Origin of the sequence: Paenibacillus sp. LK1 (assembly GCF_002750415.1) — a bacterium.
Taxonomy (GTDB): Bacteria; Bacillota; Bacilli; order Paenibacillales; family Paenibacillaceae; genus Paenibacillus; species Paenibacillus taichungensis.
Window position 1 is genome coordinate 102,502 of sequence record NZ_PEII01000011.1, and the last position, 20,082, is coordinate 122,583.

A 20,082-nucleotide genomic window follows, 5' to 3' on the forward strand; every position below is an offset into this window, starting at 1 on the left:
GCTTTTCCTCCTATGAATTTATGATTTGCTTGTCACGATCTGTTGATTCCGCTCTTTCAAACGGGACTTTAATCGGAATAGTTGTGAAACAAGATGCTCGCTATTCACCAGTTCCCCTGCTTCGTAATGAGTTGAAAGCTCACTGTTTATCTTTTCAATATCCATCAAAATCTGGCGGTCATTATATTCAAGTGATTGTGGAGTGATCGGGTCACTATATTTTACAAGTTCTATTAATGTTTGAACGGTCTTCCTCTCTTCTTCCGCAGTCAGAACGGTATGGCGCTCCATCGTGTGAAGCAGCTGCTGCAACGCGTTCTCAATCAAATGTAGATTGACCAATTTCGTTTGCTCAACGGCTTCATTACGACGTGTACTTTGAATAAAGATCAAAATGATGCCACACAGAATGAGGGCGATAGCTAAAGTTACCGTATGTAACAAAACGAACCAGCGTAAACCATGATCTGCTAAACCTGTAAACAGAGAATATATCATTACACAAATCAGATACATCACCAACACGATCCCTAACGCTGTGTAACCAGGTACCAATTGTTTAAAGCGATCCATATGTAGCATGACATGCCTTATATAAATCCAAATCGCCGTAATCGCGACATAAGAAGCCACAAGATTCATCCAGAAAGAAAACGATACAATGGCATGATTAAACACTGTAAAAGAAACGACTGAGGCTACCAGCATGCTGATCAGATAGATGGCATCCAAAATGAAAAGGTTGCTCCGTTTAATTATCACTATGCCTGCCCTCCATCTTGCAGATTGTTTCCGCAATCCAGACAGAACTTCTGACCGGGCTTCACTTCGTGTTGACATTGACTGCATTTCAAGGACAGACTGGAGCCGCAATTGCCGCAAAATTTAGTTTGGCCCGAATTGATATGATTGCATTTGGGGCATGGGCTAGGCATCGGTTCGTGACACTGAACACATTCCAAAGCATTCTCCGCATTATCTGCCCCGCAGGATGGGCATGCATGATATTTGTCACCACAATTAGGACAAAATTTGGTCCCTTTTTGCAAGGCATGTCCACAGTTGTTACAACCGGTCATTGCTGATTTTTCGGCAAGTGAATTGCCACATTTGCTGCAAAAAGAACTATGCTCCTGGTTCGAATGACTGCAATGTTTGCATATGCGTACAGCAGGTGTTTCCGTGGTAGCCATCACTTTGGACATCTGGGACATCTCGCTGCTGAATGATCCTCCCAGTCCAACACCCATCCCCATACCAAGCCCTGCACCCATTATATCCGATTGCATGCTTCCTTCATTTTTGGCTGCACCTTCAAGCGTATCGAATGAACGCTCCTGTTGATAGGTATACCCGATAATATCCATTTCGGCTTTGCGTGCCAACGCTTCTCTCAAACGAATGACCGAAGGGTCCTCTTCAGGCAGATTGACATTGTGGATATACAGGTTGATTAATTCGATACCAAATTCTTCGAAAGCAGATGCAATCGTATCAGCAAAATGTCGTGATATTTCTGCGATATAAGCATTGATTTCCAGTACACTTACTTTTCTATGTATTAGATAGGAAGACAGCATGGAGTTAATGTTCATAATAATTAGCCCGCGAAAGTAATTGACCATATTAGCCTGGTTAAATTCAGGCAGTGTTCCCACAAGTTTGACCAGAAATTTGCGAGAGTCTGCTATTTTTATTCCCATCTGTCCAAATGCTCTCACGGGAACGATAATATTATATTTTGGGTCCTGTACCTGAATTGGATTTGCTGTTCCCCATTTCACGTCTAGTGCGCTTACTTGGTTGACGTACCACACTTCTGCTGCAAAAGGTGATTTACCTCCGAACGGAAGGTTAACGAGCCGGTTTAAGATCGGGATATTCGCTGTACTTAGCGTATGTCTTCCTGGCCCGAACATATCAAGCGCTCTTCCATCCTTAAAGAGGATCGCCTGTTGGGATTGATTCACAATCAACTGGGTCCATGTTCCCAATTCATTCTCAGGATGTTTCCAAGCAAATACATCTGGTGAACCGTCATACTTGATTACATCAATAATGGCCATTTTTCTTCCTCACTCCAGTAGTAGAATACTATAATTTCATTGAAACAATTGTACTAACAATCGATTTCTAACAATCTAAAGTTAAACTATTTTAAATCTTATTTATCTGACTAATCTTTCAACAAAAATGTTTTTTCATGTTTAGGCATTGCTATTTTACCATTTATAACCTCCTTTCGCACTAATTTAGTTCATATTTCATGAGATATTTTTCCTATAGATGAATGGTATAGACACTAAAAAACCTCCTGTATATCGACAATATACAGAGGTTCTTGTGATAGTGGAGTCCCTCTGGTTAATTCAGGAGATTATCCATATATGATGCGGGATTGGCCATGAACGCTTCGAACGTGGAGATCGTTCCAATCTCCTGATGTTCAATATCTGCGTAACCAATCATTTTTTTGCTTGGATTCCAGACGATTAGGATATGGGAGTACTGATCCACGTCAGAGGATATACGCAGCAGTTTCTGTCTGCCCATCTTCATTTCAACCGTATCGACCAGATGGAAGAATTCGATGTATCCCACGCCGGACGAATTGTCCGGCAAGTCGATTCTTCGCTGACCTTCCGTTAGAAAACGGATTAATGCATCAGGCAGCTTGTACGATTTGAGCGCATGCAATTTATTGCTCAGATTGTGAAAGTCTTTCGGCTCATGAGCTTTCAAATACTCTGCCATTTCAGCATTCTTCTGACTGATCGCAATCGTATATGCCCGCTCCCCATCCTTCTCTTGAATAGTTACATCCGCTCCACGCTCTACCAGAAATTGAACCATCTTCATATTGTTGTTGCGAGCCGCTACCGTAAGCGGTGTAGCCTTGTATGGATACACCATATCGGACTCGTTGTAATTGATGTCCACGCCCTCGTCCAGCAAATACTGAACCATCTTCATACCGTGATTCGAAACGGCTTTTCGTAATGTTTTCCCACCATATTTTCGAATATCCAGTCCGAGGTCCTTCAGCACTGCGATGTTCTTTTTGTTACCATAATAGGCTTCATCATACGCATTCGACTTCACCCTGCTCAAACCGTTCAATCTGGCACCCTTCTGATGCAAATATCGGATGATCTCTTCCCCGCCATATCTGACCGCCTTGAGGATTGCTGGATTATCCTTCACATTCAGGTTTACTCCGTTATCTACCAACAGCTTGACCACTGCCTGTTGATTGGTGATTAGAGCAATATCCAATGGCGTCAACGCTATGTATTTACTGAGCGTAATCTCTCTTTCGAGATCCATGCCCTGTTTAATAAATTCTTCTACAGCAATAACATCTCCCTTGTAAATCGCTATAGCTTGATCAGGCAACGTTTCAAACGTACCTTGATTTCCGATTTTGAACAAAAGGTGTTACCTCCCTCTGGTTAAATATCTCATGACTACTAGTCCTATAATGCTCATTATTATTAGTATACCTGCTATCCTTTTCATTTGTACAAACCTCTACCAAAATCATGATTCCAGACCTGAAGCCTTTCATACAAACCAACCCCGAAACATAAAGTTCCGGGGCCAATATCATCCTTTAAATTACACAATCAATCATCCGCTGAATTCTCTTCCCGGACCAACGCCAATATATGATCCTACGGTCGAAGCTAGTGCTCCACCTTCCACCAAAAGCGGGTTAAAGACACGGTCTGCCAAAAATCCTGCGAGACTATAGGATACAATAAAACCCAATTGGGATAGAATGCCGATGATTCCCCACACCCTGCCTTGTTTCTCTTTGGGTATGTTATTGCGAACCAATACATCTGCACTCATGTTGACAAAAGGCAGTGAGGCCAAAAACCTTATTTTAGGACAAATTTAGTCTGTTTTGACTTAGTCTCGTCTCACCCATACTGCCCGAACGTAAATGCTTCAGCGGCTGAGATGTGACTAAAACGCCAAAGCACACGGTTGCAGAAAAATACAACGATGGCAAATATGAAGACAGGCGCAAACAATGTTATGCCCTAGTGCAACCATGTCATGGGAGGAGCTTCCCCCATGTATAGCAACATGACCAGAATGACTACAGCTGCGACTAGCCCATCGTTCAACGCATTCAATAACTGAATCAGTCTGTGGTCCAGTTCTTACTAATCCCTGAGTCTGAGATGAATGAATTGAGAACTTATTTATTCCTATGCTAAGATAATGATTCAAACCTTTTTCTAATGAATACTCAATTTATGGGGTAAGTCCCAAATAAGAAAGGACACTATGAATCCTTCATCCATACCATCCATGTTGCATCAAATCATCCCGCCGCTGGATCTGCGCAGTTGCTTAGTCAGTGTACGTGGTGAAATCATTTACGAGCACTACCGCAATCAAGAAGCAGCAACCCATATTGCCAAAATCAATTCCTGCACCAAAAGTGTGCTGTCCGCACTCATATGTATTGCGATGGATCACGGGTGGCTGCCCGAAGCTCCTACTCCAATCTCCACCTTTTTCCCGCAGTTGGTGTCAGACCCTGACTCCCGCAAACCGGAGATTACGTTAGAGCAGTTATTAACGATGACGGCTGGATTCAACTGGGACGAATTCGGAGGACAGAATTCATTTCCTCGTATGACTCGTACGGATCACTGGGTGAACTTTGCGTTGGAGCAACGTTTAAGTCATGTGCCAGGTACATATATGGAATACAATTCGGGGGTATCACAAATATTGTCTGCCATCCTCATGCAAAGTACAGGAATGTCCGTAGCCGAATTCGCGGAACGTTATCTATTTGGCCCTTTGGGAATCCAACAGTATGAATGGGAAAGCGACCCACAGGGTGTACATACCGGAGGGTTCGGCTTAAAGATGTTGCCGGAGGATTTACTGAAATTCGGACAACTGTTTTTGCAACAAGGCATGTGGAACGGGCAGTCGCTGATTTCGAGTGATCTTGTTAGCCGCTCTACAAAACCTGCCATTTCGGTTACTCCACCCAATCATGGTAGTTACGCTTGGCATTGGTGGGTGGATGCCGAAACTTCAGAAGCTAAGGTTGCGGAACAGCCCACTTCCACACTCCACTATTATTACGCCCGTGGATTTGGTGGACAATTTGTATATATCGTCCCGTCCATGGAACTCGTTGCCGTACTCACCAATGACAAAAGAAAGAAGGAAAAACCTCCGCTGGATGTATTCCCCAAACGGATTGCACCCCAATTGGTGAAATTCTTATAGACCTTTTCTTTGAGTTGTGAATCAAACCAAATAACCCCATAGTTACCCGGCATTCACCGGTAACTATAGGGTTATTCCATTACTTCGTACATCGATCCTCAGCCAAATTCATCTCACCAAAGCCTCTTCCACAGCTATGGTTATGGGATAAGGACCCGATTCTTTGTTGGAGAGAACAACAACTTGCAGGTTGTGATCTGGATATACGGAAGACATGAACGACACGCCAGGATCGAAACCCATCACATGATATTTTAATAACGCTTCCTCTCTCCGATTAATCCAGATCCCTTGCCCATAAAAGGTTTCATCATCCTCATGGACATATGGCGTGATTAACTTTCCCGTCGTTTCTTCGCCCAACAGTTCATTACTGAATAACGCATTCCAGAAACGAATCATATCCGGCGCTGTTATATAAGCTCCACCATCAGCCCCACCCTTAACAGGAATGGAAAAAATGTTACTGGTCCAGGAGCCATCCTCCTGATCCATATATCCGATCGCAGTATTACGGGGAAGACGATCTGTCTCGAAGTAGCCCGAATCCGACATGCCGCACTTGTTAAAAATATTTTGCTCTACGTAGTCTGTAAACGACTGCCCCGTGTGCTCTTCAACAATGAGACCCAATACGATAAATGCCGCATTATTATAATGGAACCGTTCACCCGGGGCTGATTTCATGGGCTGATGCTGAAACATTGGCAGAAAATCATTCAACTGCCGCATCGAATAGACGGGTCGTTCCTTCCACAACTCAGCGAAATCCTCCATCACTTCTTCATCAAAATAGTCCGGGATGCCTGAAGTATGGGTTAACAGCTGATGAATTGTAACTCCTTGATCCCATAGAGGAAACTTAATGCTCAAGACATCTGCCAATCTGGAATCATATGATAATTTTCCTTGTTCAATCAATTGGCAAATACTCACTGCCGTAAAAATCTTGCATCCAGATGCAATGCCAAACCGTGTATGTGGCTGATTCAAACGTTCATCACTTCGATTGGCATATGCACGAGTCGTACTTAATAGGGTATGTCCGTTTTGTTTTATCAATACTACGCCCGAAAAATCAACGTTCTCCATCACTTCTGTTATTCTGCGTGTCAGATCCGTTATACGCTTCATCATCGTCCACCTAACTTTTTTCAATTCGATTTCCATGCTCAGATGCTGCTCAATCACGTTTTTGTTTTTGTTTCAATGTTAAGGAGTCCATTACCGCAAGCCTTGCAGATCAGCCGCTGAACTTCCAACCTCCGTCTTCCTATCACGGGAAGATCTCGTATTTATTAAATAGTATAACGTCGCGTAGATCGTAAGAATAAACGTGCCAAAGAACATACAGAAAGCCAGCGATGGACGACTTACACTTTCATGCATAAGTTCAACCAATGTCTCACGATTGGTTAACGCATCCCAGCTGTTCAAGCGATATACACGTCCAAGCAGAACACCGTAACTCCCCAGTGCACAACCCCCTAGCACAAAGATCCAAGAACCCCATCGTCCCATTTTGTGATGGATCATTTCCTGAAGCTGATACATCGAAAGGAATCCTAGCAATAACCCCGTCCAAACGAACATCAAGACAACAATTAAGTCATACCAGTACTTGTAATCCAATCCATTGGCTCCGCCATAATAGCGGGAACTGCGTGCCGTCAGGTGAACAAGATCCGTTACAATGTAGGAAGAGTTCGGGAAGAACAATAACCAGAGCAGTCCGCTTGCAACGGCAAACCATGCTGCCCCTTTCCATTTAACATGGCTAAAACCATAAGCCATATAGGAGAATACAAAAGGAATCCAGCTCAGGAACAGGTTCCAGATAAGGAAGCGAAAATAGCGCTGATCCAGCCAATCCGCAGCCGCGTAATACAAACCCAGGGTCACCACTGTGACCACACTTAGAAAAATAAATACTTTAATATAATTCAGTTTTCTCAATGATATTTACCTCACTTGATCCTGAAATACATTCAGTTCCGAAAATATCGGATGATCTCTTCCTTGTTCTTTTCCACACGCAGATTTAGTCCGCGTTTATCCTTTAACCCATATTGCTGTAGTTCATGTCCCGGATCAAGCACCAACGGTTTCATTACTACATCTTCCAACAAGTTCATTGTCAGTTGATAGGTTTCACGCAGTTTATCCACCGGAATAATCGATTCATATCGCTTGATCAACTCAATCAGCCGTTCCGCATACACTAGACGCACCATACTGTCCGAACTCATCAACTGTCTTGATGCGAATGCTGTGACTGCAGCAATAATCAGAGGATTTGCATGATATTTGGCAATTAACGTAAGCTCATCAACTGCGTCCCAGTTCATGATAGATAATCCAGCGGTTAACTGACCTATTCTTTCATCCATCCATGTCTGCTCCAGCTCTTGCGGCACATCCCATTGCTTATAGTCTGTATAAACACCACCACGATGCATCTGAATTGCGCTCCCATAATGTTTAACGAATATCCCTTTGGGAACACTCCAATCGGTTTCCATCCAACCACCACCATACCTGTCTCTATTTTCGCTTATAACCGGCACACAATACATAAATTTACTGTTGAAGACCATACTAGGATCATACCATTTCCCAAAGGAGAATCAAATTCACAATGAATCCAAATTCAATGCAGCCTTCAAACCGAATGCAACCTGCTAACAACGCAAATTCAGACTTCACATCCCACTTGAACCATGGCGGGCATGAAATGTTTGATATGCATGAAATTCTGTCAGGAGCCATCAACGTATTGGATCAATACATGATGTTTAGAACATTTGTACAAGACACTGAACTTCTCGGCATCCTTGATCGTCAATACAATTTCATGTTATCCCAATACAATCTGACTGCAGAATGTTTCTCCACTGGACACAAACCTCATCAAGAGACAGCAACTTACATGATCCCAAATATCGTTCCGCCTGTATATGGCCTCAAGCCGTCCGCACCGAAAAAGCCGAATCAATCCCTCACCGATGTCAAAGATGCTGGAATCAGCGGTCATATGCTGGGTTTGATCAAATCACACGCTTCTCTACTGGCCATGTCTGCGCCTGAAATTACAAACGGAGCCGTGCGGAGAGTCATCGCTTCCCAAGTGCAACACTTTATTGAGATGGCCTACGAAATTTTCATGTATCAAAATCAACACGCCTATTACCAAGTTCCGCAACTGAATGCAAATGATACCAAACAGATGCTTCAGGCCTACGTCCCTGCAAATGGAGCCCCTCAGATGCCACAGAACAATAAACCACCTCTGCATTAATCTAAAATAAGCTTAATCAACAAAGAACAGCATCTTCAACCTACTCAAGGTTGAAAGATGCTGTTCTTTGTTATTTCCAGAATCATCTCATGTTTGCAGCATATCTTGAATAACACATTTTATTTTCAAGGAATTCTACCTTGATTCGATTACCAGAAACTGGTTTAATCAGAATGTGATCACAACTACTCATTATGTAACATGGGAGGTTTTTGAATGCGATTGAATCCAACGATTAAAATTGGTTTTCTAGCCATTACATTAAGCTTTACAACCATCTGTGCAACTCTTATAACATCCCAAACTACATCGGCTGCACCTGTCCCAGCTTCCAAAGCGGTATATCATCAATTTCAAATGTATTCAAAAAATGCAGTGAAATCCACGCCCAGTCTGGTTCAAGCACGTAAATATCTATTGAATCATATCGATGAAGTCGGCCCCTGGCAGGCCACCCTGATGACCCTTCAACTGGAGAATTTGCAAAAGATCAGACTGGCTGACTTGGATCAAAAAATGTATACGGAACCGTTTCAAAACGTTCTCTATGAAGCCCATACCAACATAGGTTATGAACAAAAGCTTACATATAGCAGTCTGCTCAAAGTGATTAAAGAACCGGCGGTTCGTAAGCTCTTGCAGGAAGCCTCCGATCTGGGATTCAAACTGGAAACCAGTGAAGGTCTATACTATCCTATCATCAATTATGAGATGTACAAAAAGTTTCAGCCCTACGTGAAACCTGACATTGTTGCTTACATTGATATTATGGCTGCGGAATCCAACCAACCCACAACTTCCGATGCGGCCTTTATCATAACCTGGGATGAACTCATCCGGCGTACTCTAGAGAAGGAAGCTTTTCTGAATAACTTTCCAAGCTCTAATCGTGCGTCAGCAGTCAAGAATTCACTGTACGTTGGTTACCTGTTTTATGGAAGTGATAACTCTCCTGCCTATGACTGGTACACGGAAGAAGAAATTCGTACTATCGATCCAGAAGTGAAAAAAGCATATGAAAAGGCTGTGGCAAATAGGGAGCGCAATACGAAGAGTGTACTTCTGGATACAGTGGAGAGGATATTGCATCTTCTCGATGAGAGTAACGACGAACTCACCCCAGAAATCAAAGAAATCACTGACCATGTTGAAAACCTATTTGCCAATGACTAATAAATATTAACCGGTCCAAAGTGGATGGTTGTTAGTTTACAATAAAATTAGCTACAGTCTTAAAGCTAAAAAAGCGGCACTCCTCTTTACAGGGTGTGCCGCTTTAACATGCCTTGAGCCCTTCTTATATCATTTCAGAAAAGTATTATCTCGATACCGATGTAAGTTTGTCTGGATTCACAACGAGATAGAACCCCTCTATTCTTTCTCCAAGAGAGTCCAGTTCCAAACACAGAACTTCGGACAACTGTCCGTTTTCCAGTAACGCAAGGTGCTGCTCTCCGTTGATATATGTGGGCACCCACTCTCGTTCTCGCAATCGGGTAAGTACCCGGCGAGAGGTCAACAAAGCGAGTACACCTTTATGAACTCTCATCGTTCTCATGACCGTATGCACACGTCCACCGCCATCTGCCGTAAAAACGGGTTGTTCGGCAAGCAGCTCAAGCATCTCGGAGACATCATAATTTAGAAAAGCAGTTGTAAAACGAGCCAGCAATTGCTTTTTTGCAGCATAATTTGCAGAACTCTGTTCCATCGGCGGAAGTCTATCGGGAAGCTTGCGTCTGGCCCGACTAAAAATCTGACGGCAGTTGCTCTCTGATTTGCCCAACCAATCCGCTATTTCCGTATATTCATACTGGAAAGCCTCACGAAGTACAAAAACGGCACGCTCTATCGGGGAAAGCTGCTCCAGCATAACCAGATAAGCATAGGAGATCATCTCCTTCTGCTGCACGGTTTCTTCCGGAATGTTTCCCATTTCACCGTAGCTCATCGGCTCGGGAAGCCATTCTCCAACATAACTTTCCCTTTGATTACGGGCAGAGTTTAGCAGATTCAGACTCCGGTTTACGATTAGTTTAGCAATATAGGACTTGGCATTACGGATATCATCAAGAGACTTGCTCTGAAGCTCTGCAAAACAATCCTGCACAATATCTTCAGCCTCCACAACACTGCCAAGCATGCGGTAAGCAATGGAAAAGGCATAGGCTTTATAACGAATATACAATTCACCAACTTCCAGAGAAGACACTTCTGGCTCATTGGTGAGGGGATTGAATTTCATGAGAATGGCCTCCTCTGGCAGATGGTCGAATGTTTACTTAATTAAAGCAGCCTGGATACATCCCTGTTGTAATGGCAATCCGGTTCCAGCTATTAATCGTGTTGATCGCCATGATCAGATCCACAAGTTCAGCCTCACTGAAATGTTCTCTAACTTTTTCATACAATTCAAGTGGTACCCCTTGTTCGGAAATAAGTGTTACGGCCTCAGCCAGCTCCAGCATAACACGTTCTTTTTCCGTAAACAAAGGCACCTCGCGCCACACGCTCAGCAGCAAAATGTGATCGGCATAATCTCCAAGCTTCAACAGATCTTTGGCATGCATATCAAGACAGAACGCACAACCATTGATTTGGGATACACGGATTTTCAGCATCTCATATAACGGTTTGTCTTCAAACTGACCTGAAATGTGCTGCTCCAATGCCATCATTGCTTTGAAAGCACCCTGGTTAGCCACTCTATAATTCACTCTTAAACTCATTGCATTCGCCTCCGTATTTTGGTCTACTACCTTAAGACAAATCAAGGCTCACATCTGTGACACTTTTCTATAAAAAAAATTTTCAACATATTAGGGCACAGAATATAGCTCGATCAATAATTAAGATAATTAATTTGCGTGGAGCTTGCCCGATATGAATATAGTTCACGTAAAGCGTTATGTATAAACAGAATTTTCCGTATTTATGTTAGCTGTTTGATGTATTGTTTGTGATTTTGAACAAATAATCCTTATACATATTGATACACGAAACAAAAGAGTAGTAACATACGGCTACAAAGTAAACTTTCCTGACATAAACAAATGAACGATTCATTATCCTAGCAAGGAGTGACTTCCATGATAACTTCCAATTCCAATCCTCAACTTACATTCGAACTGCCTCGCGGTTGTACGTTCTCCGCTGAAGACTGGCATGTATTATCTCAATATTGGTATCCGATTGCTCAGGCAAGCGAAGTGACAGATAAACCACTTGCCGCTCAATTGCTTGATGTCCGTTTGGTCCTGTATCGCAGCAATGATAAAGTTGTAGTTGCTAAGGATCTTTGTTTTCACCGTGGCGCTCCGCTCAGTAAAGGCTGGGTAGAAAATGGGGAAATCGTCTGTCCATATCATGGTTTCCGTTATAACTGTGAGGGTAAATGTACCGCCGTGCCTGCACACCCCAGCTCCAAAATCTCCCCCAAACTGAAACTTATCGTATATCCTGCGGTTGAACGTTATGGCCTCATCTGGACTTCACTTGCGGGTACCGACGAGCAGATTCCTGCATTCCCGGGATGGGATGATCCAGATTATATTAATATCCTGCCCCCGAACTTTGATATCGCAGGTTCTGCTGGGCGTCAAATGGAAGGATTTCTGGATGTATCCCATTTTGCCTACGTGCATACCGAGACGTTCGGGGACCGAAACAACACGGAAGTGCCCCAATACAAAGTAAAACGCGAAGGCAAAGAACTGCTTGCCGAATACTGGAGTTCTGTTAGCAACTATGGCAAAGGTCAAGATAATATAGCACCCGAAGGTTTTCAGTGGCTGCGTGAATTCCGCGTATTTCCACCATTCGCCGCATCACTGACGGTTCACTTCCCGGAGAACGATAAGCTGAACATTCTGAACTGTGCCTCTCCCATCTCAGCACGTTTTACGCGGTTGTTCTGTCCGATTACCCGTAACTTTGACAAGGATGCTCCGATTGAAGATACCATTAAGTTTAACTTGCAAGTATTTGAGGAAGATCGGGAAATGGTGGAATCACAAAAGCCAGAGGATTTGCCACTGGATCTGCATGCAGAAGCGCACATTCCCGCAGACCGTACCTCTATCGCTTATCGTCAGTTATTGACAGAGCTTGGTTTGGGACGGAATTACACATCATAAAATAAATACAAATGAATACAAAAAGAAGCGTTCCTACGAACGCTTCTTTTGTATAGTTGCTACACTTTCACTCGTGACAATGTACTGGGTTTTACCCCATATAAATGCCTTATATCGGACACTTACCCTTGATTATTCGTATTCACAGGAGGTTCTGTATAATACGGACAGCCTGGTTCGTGAATAATACGTGGATCAACCCATGTTCCCCAATATGGAAGGCGATTTACATACGGCTGTGCGTTAGGCTGACTATTTGGCTGCGGCATGTTTGTTGCCGGAGAAACTTGAGTAACACAGTCCACTGGCGGACCAACGATTACTGTTTTTTGAATTGGAGCAAGTGTTTCCTTCACCTTGTTCTCATCCAGACAATACGTATGGGCCAGAACACTCGCAGGTGTCAGTCGTAAAATATCCGAACCAAATATAGCTTCAGGAACCGGGGCATCGAAGATAGCCAGCAGATGGGTCTGATCTACCGTTGCAATTTCATAGTGCCACCAACCTTGCGGAACATTAGCTACTTGACCCGGAGTAATCGTAAAGTTCAGCAACTCATTAGTAAACGGGTTTATAAGGGAAACGACGGCGGAACCACTGATGCAATACACCAGCTCGGATGCATTCTGATGAATATGGGGTTCAACCACATTGCCTGTGCTAAGAAAAATGTCCAGTAAGGATACGTTACCCAAAGTGTTTAATTGATGAATGGAGAGAAAGTTAATATAGTTATTTCCGTCTTTTTGGAAGAAAGGATTCTGGTTCACGTCAAATGTAAATTGGGTGGTTGGTAAGGTATAGTCCATATAGGAAGTTGCCAAAATAAACGCCTGCCCTTCGCTCTCGGTTTAGGTGATAACCTATAACGCCAGCTTATGCTCTGGGCTTCTATGCGTGAGCCCATTTCTGCTGAAGGGTTATGATACAGCTACCAAATCTTATCCACCTTTACCCGTACCACGTTCTATTATGCCCTCTGTGTCACTCCATTGCATCGCAGCATAGGCTAATATCATCAATCAAACACTGGAGGCATGCATCATGGCATACGGACCTGGTTCAGTTCCTATCCCGCCAACTGCGGGTTATCCTTACCCTTATTATCCACCGCCACCCTATCCATACCCCTACCCTTATCCATATCCCTATCCACCCATCGTACCGTTTCCGCTGCCCTTTCCCATCGGACATATTGGAGGCCCAGGATGGCATGGCGGTTACCCGGGTGGTCCACACGGTCCATTCCCTGGAGGCGGCTATCCGGGCGGACCACATGGCGGAGGACCCGGGGGCCCTGGTGGACCTGGCGGAGGTTTCCACGGCCATCGTTTCTTCCAACGGTAAAATAGCAATGCAGGAGCTGCTATCGGCAGCTCCTGTCTTTGTTCAACTTTCTTTTAAAACATCCAATGATGTCCTTCTTTCGAACAGCATCCTGCCTGCTCAATACTCAATCTCATCCATAATCTTCAGATTACGGTTGGACACTTCCAGCAAGTCTGTAAACGTCTCAGATACATAATAGACAAAGTCCGGATCATGCACATACATAATCACTTGCCCGTAGGTTCCTTTCTCTGTCGGATCAAAATCAAGCATCAAATACAGGGAGCCTCCCGCCATCGTTGCAAAAGGGATCCAAGCTTTATGGAATAAGAAGGGCTTAATCTCCGGGTCCAGTTTGCTGATCTCTTCGTCAGAATAGTACTCGTCCAATTTCTCATCTACTTCACAGAAGTATTGTTTGGTTTCCCGAATTTCCTGCAATGACATCAGATAAAACGGATTACATTCCTCTGCCTCCGCATCACCCGGATACAAGATATGAAATGCATAACCACTGCCATCCTTCCGCTTATAGAAGGCACGAAAATCCTCCGGCAACCGGACGCCATACTCCGTTTCAAATGCATTTAGACTTTCCTCAGAGACACCCTCCCGATGCTGGTATTCCTCGTATAACTGCCGAATTTCATCATCATGGATTTTTTCGTTCAGGAGCTCATTCAACGCATCAAACAAATCATTCCATTTTGCATTAGCCTCAGGTGTCATACACACCCCTCCCTTTTCAACTCTTTTCAACAACCCGTTCCCGCACATATTCCTGATATCCCCAGAACGCCTCTTCTTCCCCTCCGTCTTCGATCAGGACCATAACAGCGTAGGAAAACAGATCCAGCCAACGTTCCATCAACGCGACCTGTGCATCTGATATCAATTGATTACTACGCAACATTCCTTCAGGCTCGACGGCCCAAGCACGTCCAAGGTGGGTGATTCCCCACAGTGAAGCCATAACTTCACGATCCAGGGTAGATTGCTTTAGTTCAGGAGCTGCTTCTTCACGGTTCATTTCAACCTCCACCTTACCCAATCTGCGATCTTCAATCACTGGTGTTCACCAACGTAAAGGTTCTTCTCCACGCCATAACACGTAGCGCTCAATTTCACGGAGGGTGCCTGTGCCTATGCCATACTCATCCATCTGATCAGAGTGCAGATCAAGAATATGCAGCATGCCCCCGAACGTACCCACTGCAAGCTTGGACTGGTCAGGAGAGCTCGCCAAGGAATAGATGGTGCTGCCTACAAAATGTCTCCACACTTCCTGCCCATCACCATTCACACAATATAAATATCCGTATGCGTCACCAAGCACCATGCCTGCACCCAACTCCACTGCAGCGTAAACACGGGCATTCTCATCCATTACAGGCCAATCTTCCTTACTCTCATTACCATCAATCGTTTCCAGCTGAACTTGTATTGTAGCACCGTTATAAAAGTGACAGGCATTAAACCATACCTCTGAGCTGTCTGCAGTGAATACCGCATAATGAGGATAGCTGGATTCAGGATAAAGGGAATACGTCTTATTTTGTTTGCGATCCAGAACCATATGGTTACTGACCTGGCTGCCGTAGGCAATCCAGCGACCGTCACGTGAGACTGCTGCATGGCCCATATCAATCTGTGTATCTTCCAACTCATATTCTTCGATCTCTGCCGGATCCGGGTGCAGCAGGGATACCTGATCTTGGTCTACCAGGTAGATTCCATAATTGGAGAAGATAAGAACGGATTTCCCATCATTGAATGGAATAAGTCCTTCAAGTGTGCGTTCCGGATGCTCACAGTCAGCAAGGGATTCAATGCGTGGCAAAGCCTTCTGAATACTGGATTGAATATCTTCCCAGCGATACACCGCAAGCTCGTGTCCTTCTAGTTGACGATCTGGTTGTCTGATGATACGAATACCTTCCGATCCGGCCAGCGCATAATCTACACCATCTGACGAACAACCTGCGAAGGTATACTGAGAGAATGGCAACCATCCGTTTGGATCAGCCGTATATACACAGCCATTCTCCGTGAAGGTGCCGGTTGTGAATACTATTGTTTCTGTGTTCAGATAACCTACCACCCGAACGGCCTGCATGGCAGATTGAAAATGTTCGTTCATTGGCCATGTTGCAGCAGGCAGTTCAAGCCGGAGCCGTTCCAAATCCCCTTGAAGATTGGCTTGCTTCACCATCTCCCACACCTCAGTGCTGATCTGCGTTCTGGCATCCTCCGCGAGCTCCGATTCATCCAGTTGTTCTCCTGCCATGCCTCTGCGTACAAATGCATTGACATCTTTTGCGTATCGTTTGCCTTCATTACGCCATGTTTCCGCAATTTCTTCGTTTATCCAACTCAATGATTATTCCTCCACTCCGCCTCTGTCCATAACTGTACAGTGATGTGCCAGCAAAAATTGATCCAGATCATGATCCGTTGCACCTTCCATCCCGTGCATTTCTTCATAGAAAAGCGCAATTTCCCTGCCGTTCGCATAATTAAAACGTAAATATCCACCCATGGAGACCCTAAAAAGCTTACATGTATACTCATTTTCCATCACTGCATCCCACTTGAATTTACTTTTACACAAATCGGCCAGTTCTTTCATGGAGCCTTCACGCTCAACGTTAACCAAGTGGTAGAACGTATGGTTTCGCAGCTCGTTCCACGGTTCAAAATACGCCGGGGTCAGCGGTTTATCCTGATGGTAATACTCGCAATAGATCTGGTCCAGTGTCTCTCCAAAGTCTGCTTCAGAGCATGTCCACAGAATAATATGCTCATCATGACGCGGGAGCCACAACAATCCCTTCACATCTGGATGAATCGCCAGGAAATCACCATCCACCGAACTGCCGATACTGATGCACTCCTGAAGCTGATCCTGAGTAACTGGTGTATCCTCCGTGTGCATCCAAAAATCATATTCAGCAAAAGGCTTCAGTACCTCCTGATCCGGCCGCTGCACATTCATCCAGCCCGTATACGTGCCTTCCCCGTATTGTTCCAGCCATTGGCGATATGACGCAGGTAACGAGATGGAATGCTGTTCTTCAAAATGATCCAGTTCCTTAGCCGGTACGGGCTTCAACGCATGAGTTACTATATACATTCACGACATCTCCCTACGATCGTTTCGTTCAATTCACGATAGTTCATTCAATCGGTCAGCAATTCAACCAGGTAAAGGCTAAGCCAATTCTTCCTGCACAATTTCGGTTAGTACACCCTTGCGGTTGACAATACTAATGGCAAATGCATCATAGCCGTCACGTTTCACCTGCTCAAAATCCATGCGCTCTCCCGTAATTAATTCGTAGGTTCCATCTTCATCTACATCTTCCCCGAACTCATCATCCCACGGCACGTTGTAAAAGGCAGATAGCTGTACTTCAAATATGTCTTCCCCTTCAACGTCCAGGTAGGGCCGTAACGGCCTGTTATTCAGGTCTTCCTCTGGATATGTCTCACACAACATCGCATCATAACCATGTTTGGCTGAATCGATGAGCAAGTAACGTTCCCCTGTTACGGTATGCTCTGCATATACAATGAGTGGTGTCGAATCATGCCAGGTTATCAGATCATCTTCGGTTAAGTCACCATAATAAAAGATATGGAACTTGTCATGTCCATCGCTCGTTTGCAACTTGCCTTTCCATTCGACTTCATGAGTCTGAACATCCGAAATCTCCCGAACCAAACCTTCCAAATATGTAGGTCCTTTATGTACACCAAATAAATTCATCATCTCGCCTCCGCTTTATTCATTCGAATGGTTACGACTTTATGTTCTTCATCTACATCCAGCTTCACATCGATGTCTAACTTATCATGGAACAAAGCCGTAACGTTGATATAAGGATCACGAGCAGCTTCGCTGCCTCCATTACTAGAACGACTCATCCCCTGATGAATGATGGATTGGACCAGTTGTCCATCCCCTTTCCCAGTATTTTGATAAGTATAAATCACCTCTTTGTCCTTATTATAAAAATTCAATACCGTTGTAAAATCTTTGGCATTGGTATATTGCTTTTCGGATTTTACATATTCATTTTCTGTGGATTGATAGCTCACTGTACCCGCCAGATAGGGATTATCTTCACTGGGTCGAACATCAAACTCCTGATAAGCGATGTGAAAAAGGTATTGAATATGATTCATATCTACACGGTAATATAACTGCCTGTTGTCTTCCTCCTTGTCCATGGCAGCGAAACTGTTGATGAGCGGCCAGGCTTCATAGGATTTGCCATTCACGTCGACAGCAAGAGCATAATCAGAGAGTACCTTCTCTTTTTGAAACACACCATACGTCTGTAAAATGAAATAGGCTGGAATGAGTAATACGCCTATTATCACTGCAAATATCGTAATCTTTAAACGGAATTTCATGATCATCCTCCTTTACGGCTCGCGTTCTGCTGGTTTATCCAGTCTTATGCTGAAGTTTGGTCAATGTGCGGACAACCAGCTCCCTGTTCTTGGCGTTCTTAATATAAGCGGGAATGGAATGTGAAGCCGTCTTCACAGGTACATTTCCAGGTTTCACGCGCAAATCAGCCGAAATATATGAGATCAGATAGTTTAAATGCTCCCGATTAACAGCCCATACCACCTTACCTCTAACATAATCCAGAAAGTACAATTCCATATCAAACACAGGGTCGCGTCCATCCCGTATATCGGGATAACACCCTTGAAATGCTGGCTTTTTATGTAATTCGACATGATTAATAGTCCCACAGTGCGGGCATTCGATATGTGACGATTTGTGAGTTATCTTTTTCTCATCCGTCACTTCAACATTGAACCAGCGCTCACACCGAATGCAATTGTTCTTGGCATTGTACTGATATTCTGTCTCTTGAATTCCATGAGCATAACATTGCGAACATTTCCATGCTAGATGATCTTCTTCTAAGATAATAAAGGCGTGCCCGCTGCATTGTTTACATCTCACAACGACCTGCTCTCCCCGGCGAAGAACAGCGTAGAAGCTGTATTTATAAGCCCCTTCATCCTCGAAACGTTTCATTTTCAATCCCTGCCTTTCCCCTGCATGAAGATAATCGCTAAAAGCAATCACTCAGCATTTCCCAGTTGTTCTACCTAAAATTATATGTAACTCCAGTGATTAGCACAAGAAAACACAACGTAAAAAAGAGCACCTTATTCCAGATCATTATCTGAAAGGTACTCTTCTCCCCATTTAACTTAAGGAATCAAAGATCAAGTAAAAGCGATACTAGCAATCCCATTGAAGCGATAAAACCTACTACCGGCCCACCTTCTTCGAACGCTTCCGGCATCATGGTGGAGCAGATCATTGCAATAATGCCTCCTCCGGCAAATGCCCCAATAGCCGCGGCCATCTCATCAGGAAGCTGCTCCAGGAACAGGTATCCTCCCAATGCTGCAAGTGCAGAGATGATCAGTACACCCAGCCACAAGAGAATAATCCTGGAGCGGGAGTATTTATTGCGTTGAAGTCCAACCGTACTGGACAGACCCTCCGGAATATTACTCACAAAGATAGAAACAACCAACACCACACTGACACCGTTCCCGGCGAGTAGACTGGCCCCCAGCATGATTGATTCAGGAATAGCATCCATGACCGTCCCTGCAAAAATACCAAGTCCGCTCTGGCTGGAATCTCCCTTCCCGGCAATTTCCGAACGCTTGCGCCCTGCTCCCCCTTTACTGGAAATGAGCAAATCGAACAGCGTGTACACGACGGCCCCTGAGGTAAATCCAATGGCCGTCGGCACAATCCCCCCATCATTCAGAGCATCCCCAATTAATTCAAATGCGGCTGCACCAATCAGGGTCCCTGTACCAAAAGCCATGATCCAGCCAATAACTCGTTTCGGAATTTTCAGAAACAGCGCAGCAAGTGCTCCTATGACAACAGCCGAGGCGGAGATGCCGCCCCACATGAATGCAGTCCACATCCGGGATGACCCCTCTCATGTTCATTATGATCTATCATTCCATTAACCGGAGCATAGACAACAAAAACAG

General features: G+C 44.3%; 23 protein-coding genes. 5 read left to right on the top strand and 18 right to left on the bottom strand.

All coding sequences use genetic code 11. The features are described 5' to 3' along the window. Positions 1-18 precede the first annotated feature (18 nt). From CS562_RS23025 to CS562_RS23040, 4 genes are all read right to left on the bottom strand, one after another. The gene (locus tag CS562_RS23025; RefSeq protein ID WP_099858341.1) at positions 19-762 is read right to left on the bottom strand and encodes a hypothetical protein; all 744 of its coding nucleotides are present in this window, start codon (positions 760-762) and stop codon (positions 19-21) included. Next, on the bottom strand, positions 762-2,066 hold the full coding sequence (locus tag CS562_RS23030) for an SPFH domain-containing protein (protein WP_099858342.1): 1,305 nt from the start codon (positions 2,064-2,066) through the stop codon (positions 762-764). Before CS562_RS23030 ends, CS562_RS23025 begins: the two co-directional genes overlap by 1 nt. Positions 2,067-2,364: 298 nt before the next feature. After that, positions 2,365-3,432, bottom strand: coding sequence for an ankyrin repeat domain-containing protein (locus tag CS562_RS23035; RefSeq protein WP_099858343.1), 1,068 nt, complete (start codon positions 3,430-3,432; stop codon positions 2,365-2,367). 198 nt (positions 3,433-3,630) lie between these two features. Beyond that, positions 3,631-3,840 carry a hypothetical protein gene (locus tag CS562_RS23040; RefSeq protein ID WP_257219585.1) on the bottom strand — a complete coding sequence of 70 codons (210 nt, stop codon included), beginning with the start codon at positions 3,838-3,840 and terminating at the stop codon, positions 3,631-3,633. A 459-nt stretch (positions 3,841-4,299) separates the two neighbouring features. Here CS562_RS23040 and CS562_RS23045 point away from each other — a divergent pair, with 459 nt between their 5' ends. Continuing rightward, positions 4,300-5,265: a serine hydrolase domain-containing protein gene (locus CS562_RS23045; protein ID WP_099858344.1), complete on the top strand. Its 966-nt coding sequence runs from the start codon at positions 4,300-4,302 to the stop codon at positions 5,263-5,265. 108 nt (positions 5,266-5,373) lie between these two features. Here CS562_RS23045 and CS562_RS23050 read toward each other — a convergent pair whose 3' ends face one another. The 3 genes from CS562_RS23050 to CS562_RS23060 form a co-directional block, all read right to left on the bottom strand. Continuing rightward, the gene (locus tag CS562_RS23050) at positions 5,374-6,402 is read right to left on the bottom strand and encodes a serine hydrolase domain-containing protein (protein WP_099858345.1); all 1,029 of its coding nucleotides are present in this window, start codon (positions 6,400-6,402) and stop codon (positions 5,374-5,376) included. 87 nt (positions 6,403-6,489) lie between these two features. Then, positions 6,490-7,221: a DUF1361 domain-containing protein gene (locus CS562_RS23055; protein ID WP_099858346.1), complete on the bottom strand. Its 732-nt coding sequence runs from the start codon at positions 7,219-7,221 to the stop codon at positions 6,490-6,492. 32 nt (positions 7,222-7,253) lie between these two features. Beyond that, positions 7,254-7,787, bottom strand: a complete 534-nt coding sequence (locus CS562_RS23060) for a hypothetical protein (RefSeq protein ID WP_099858347.1) — start codon at positions 7,785-7,787, stop codon at positions 7,254-7,256. 149 nt (positions 7,788-7,936) lie between these two features. On the opposite strand from CS562_RS23060, the gene CS562_RS23065 reads away from it, so the two are divergent. Together CS562_RS23065 and CS562_RS23070 are read left to right on the top strand one after the other, a co-directional pair. Further along, on the top strand, positions 7,937-8,563 hold the full coding sequence (locus CS562_RS23065) for a spore coat protein (RefSeq protein WP_256716815.1): 627 nt from the start codon (positions 7,937-7,939) through the stop codon (positions 8,561-8,563). A gap of 216 nt (positions 8,564-8,779) precedes the next feature. Continuing rightward, positions 8,780-9,736 (top strand): hypothetical protein, encoded by a 957-nt coding sequence (locus CS562_RS23070; RefSeq protein WP_099858348.1) that lies wholly within the window; start codon positions 8,780-8,782, stop codon positions 9,734-9,736. A 145-nt stretch (positions 9,737-9,881) separates the two neighbouring features. Here CS562_RS23070 and CS562_RS23075 read toward each other — a convergent pair whose 3' ends face one another. Both CS562_RS23075 and CS562_RS23080 read right to left on the bottom strand, forming a co-directional pair. Further along, positions 9,882-10,808, bottom strand: a complete 927-nt coding sequence (locus CS562_RS23075; RefSeq protein WP_099858349.1) for a sigma-70 family RNA polymerase sigma factor — start codon at positions 10,806-10,808, stop codon at positions 9,882-9,884. A 37-nt stretch (positions 10,809-10,845) separates the two neighbouring features. Next, a complete protein-coding gene (locus tag CS562_RS23080) occupies positions 10,846-11,292 on the bottom strand; it encodes a carboxymuconolactone decarboxylase family protein (RefSeq protein WP_099858350.1) in 447 nt (148 codons plus the stop codon). Positions 11,293-11,652: 360 nt separating this feature from the next. On the opposite strand from CS562_RS23080, the gene CS562_RS23085 reads away from it, so the two are divergent. Next, positions 11,653-12,699, top strand: coding sequence for an aromatic ring-hydroxylating oxygenase subunit alpha (locus CS562_RS23085; RefSeq protein ID WP_099858351.1), 1,047 nt, complete (start codon positions 11,653-11,655; stop codon positions 12,697-12,699). Between the two features lie 122 nt (positions 12,700-12,821). Here the strand turns inward: CS562_RS23085 and CS562_RS23090 are convergent, their stop codons facing one another. After that, on the bottom strand, positions 12,822-13,526 hold the full coding sequence (locus tag CS562_RS23090) for a cupin domain-containing protein (protein WP_099858352.1): 705 nt from the start codon (positions 13,524-13,526) through the stop codon (positions 12,822-12,824). Between the two features lie 220 nt (positions 13,527-13,746). Between CS562_RS23090 and CS562_RS32655 the strand changes: the two genes are divergently transcribed. After that, complete coding sequence (locus CS562_RS32655) at positions 13,747-14,049, top strand: hypothetical protein (RefSeq protein WP_125477319.1); 303 nt, start codon at positions 13,747-13,749, stop codon at positions 14,047-14,049. A 99-nt stretch (positions 14,050-14,148) separates the two neighbouring features. Here CS562_RS32655 and CS562_RS23095 read toward each other — a convergent pair whose 3' ends face one another. From CS562_RS23095 to CS562_RS33905, 8 genes are all read right to left on the bottom strand, one after another. Beyond that, the gene (locus tag CS562_RS23095; RefSeq protein ID WP_099858353.1) at positions 14,149-14,760 is read right to left on the bottom strand and encodes an SMI1/KNR4 family protein; all 612 of its coding nucleotides are present in this window, start codon (positions 14,758-14,760) and stop codon (positions 14,149-14,151) included. Between the two features lie 16 nt (positions 14,761-14,776). Beyond that, entirely contained in the window at positions 14,777-15,061 is a 285-nt protein-coding gene (locus CS562_RS23100) for a hypothetical protein (RefSeq protein WP_180287208.1), read from the bottom strand. Positions 15,062-15,106: 45 nt separating this feature from the next. Next, positions 15,107-16,408: a beta-propeller fold lactonase family protein gene (locus tag CS562_RS23105; protein WP_099858354.1), complete on the bottom strand. Its 1,302-nt coding sequence runs from the start codon at positions 16,406-16,408 to the stop codon at positions 15,107-15,109. 3 nt (positions 16,409-16,411) lie between these two features. After that, a complete protein-coding gene (locus CS562_RS23110) occupies positions 16,412-17,164 on the bottom strand; it encodes an SMI1/KNR4 family protein (RefSeq protein ID WP_099858355.1) in 753 nt (250 codons plus the stop codon). A 78-nt stretch (positions 17,165-17,242) separates the two neighbouring features. Then, on the bottom strand, positions 17,243-17,800 hold the full coding sequence (locus tag CS562_RS23115) for a hypothetical protein (RefSeq protein WP_099858356.1): 558 nt from the start codon (positions 17,798-17,800) through the stop codon (positions 17,243-17,245). Continuing rightward, on the bottom strand, positions 17,800-18,450 hold the full coding sequence (locus CS562_RS23120) for a hypothetical protein (RefSeq protein WP_099858357.1): 651 nt from the start codon (positions 18,448-18,450) through the stop codon (positions 17,800-17,802). Before CS562_RS23120 ends, CS562_RS23115 begins: the two co-directional genes overlap by 1 nt. A 34-nt stretch (positions 18,451-18,484) precedes the next feature. Continuing rightward, positions 18,485-19,093: a hypothetical protein gene (locus CS562_RS23125; protein WP_099858417.1), complete on the bottom strand. Its 609-nt coding sequence runs from the start codon at positions 19,091-19,093 to the stop codon at positions 18,485-18,487. A gap of 187 nt (positions 19,094-19,280) precedes the next feature. Next, positions 19,281-20,012 carry a ZIP family metal transporter gene (locus CS562_RS33905; RefSeq protein WP_257219586.1) on the bottom strand — a complete coding sequence of 244 codons (732 nt, stop codon included), beginning with the start codon at positions 20,010-20,012 and terminating at the stop codon, positions 19,281-19,283. Positions 20,013-20,082: the final 70 nt, after the last annotated feature.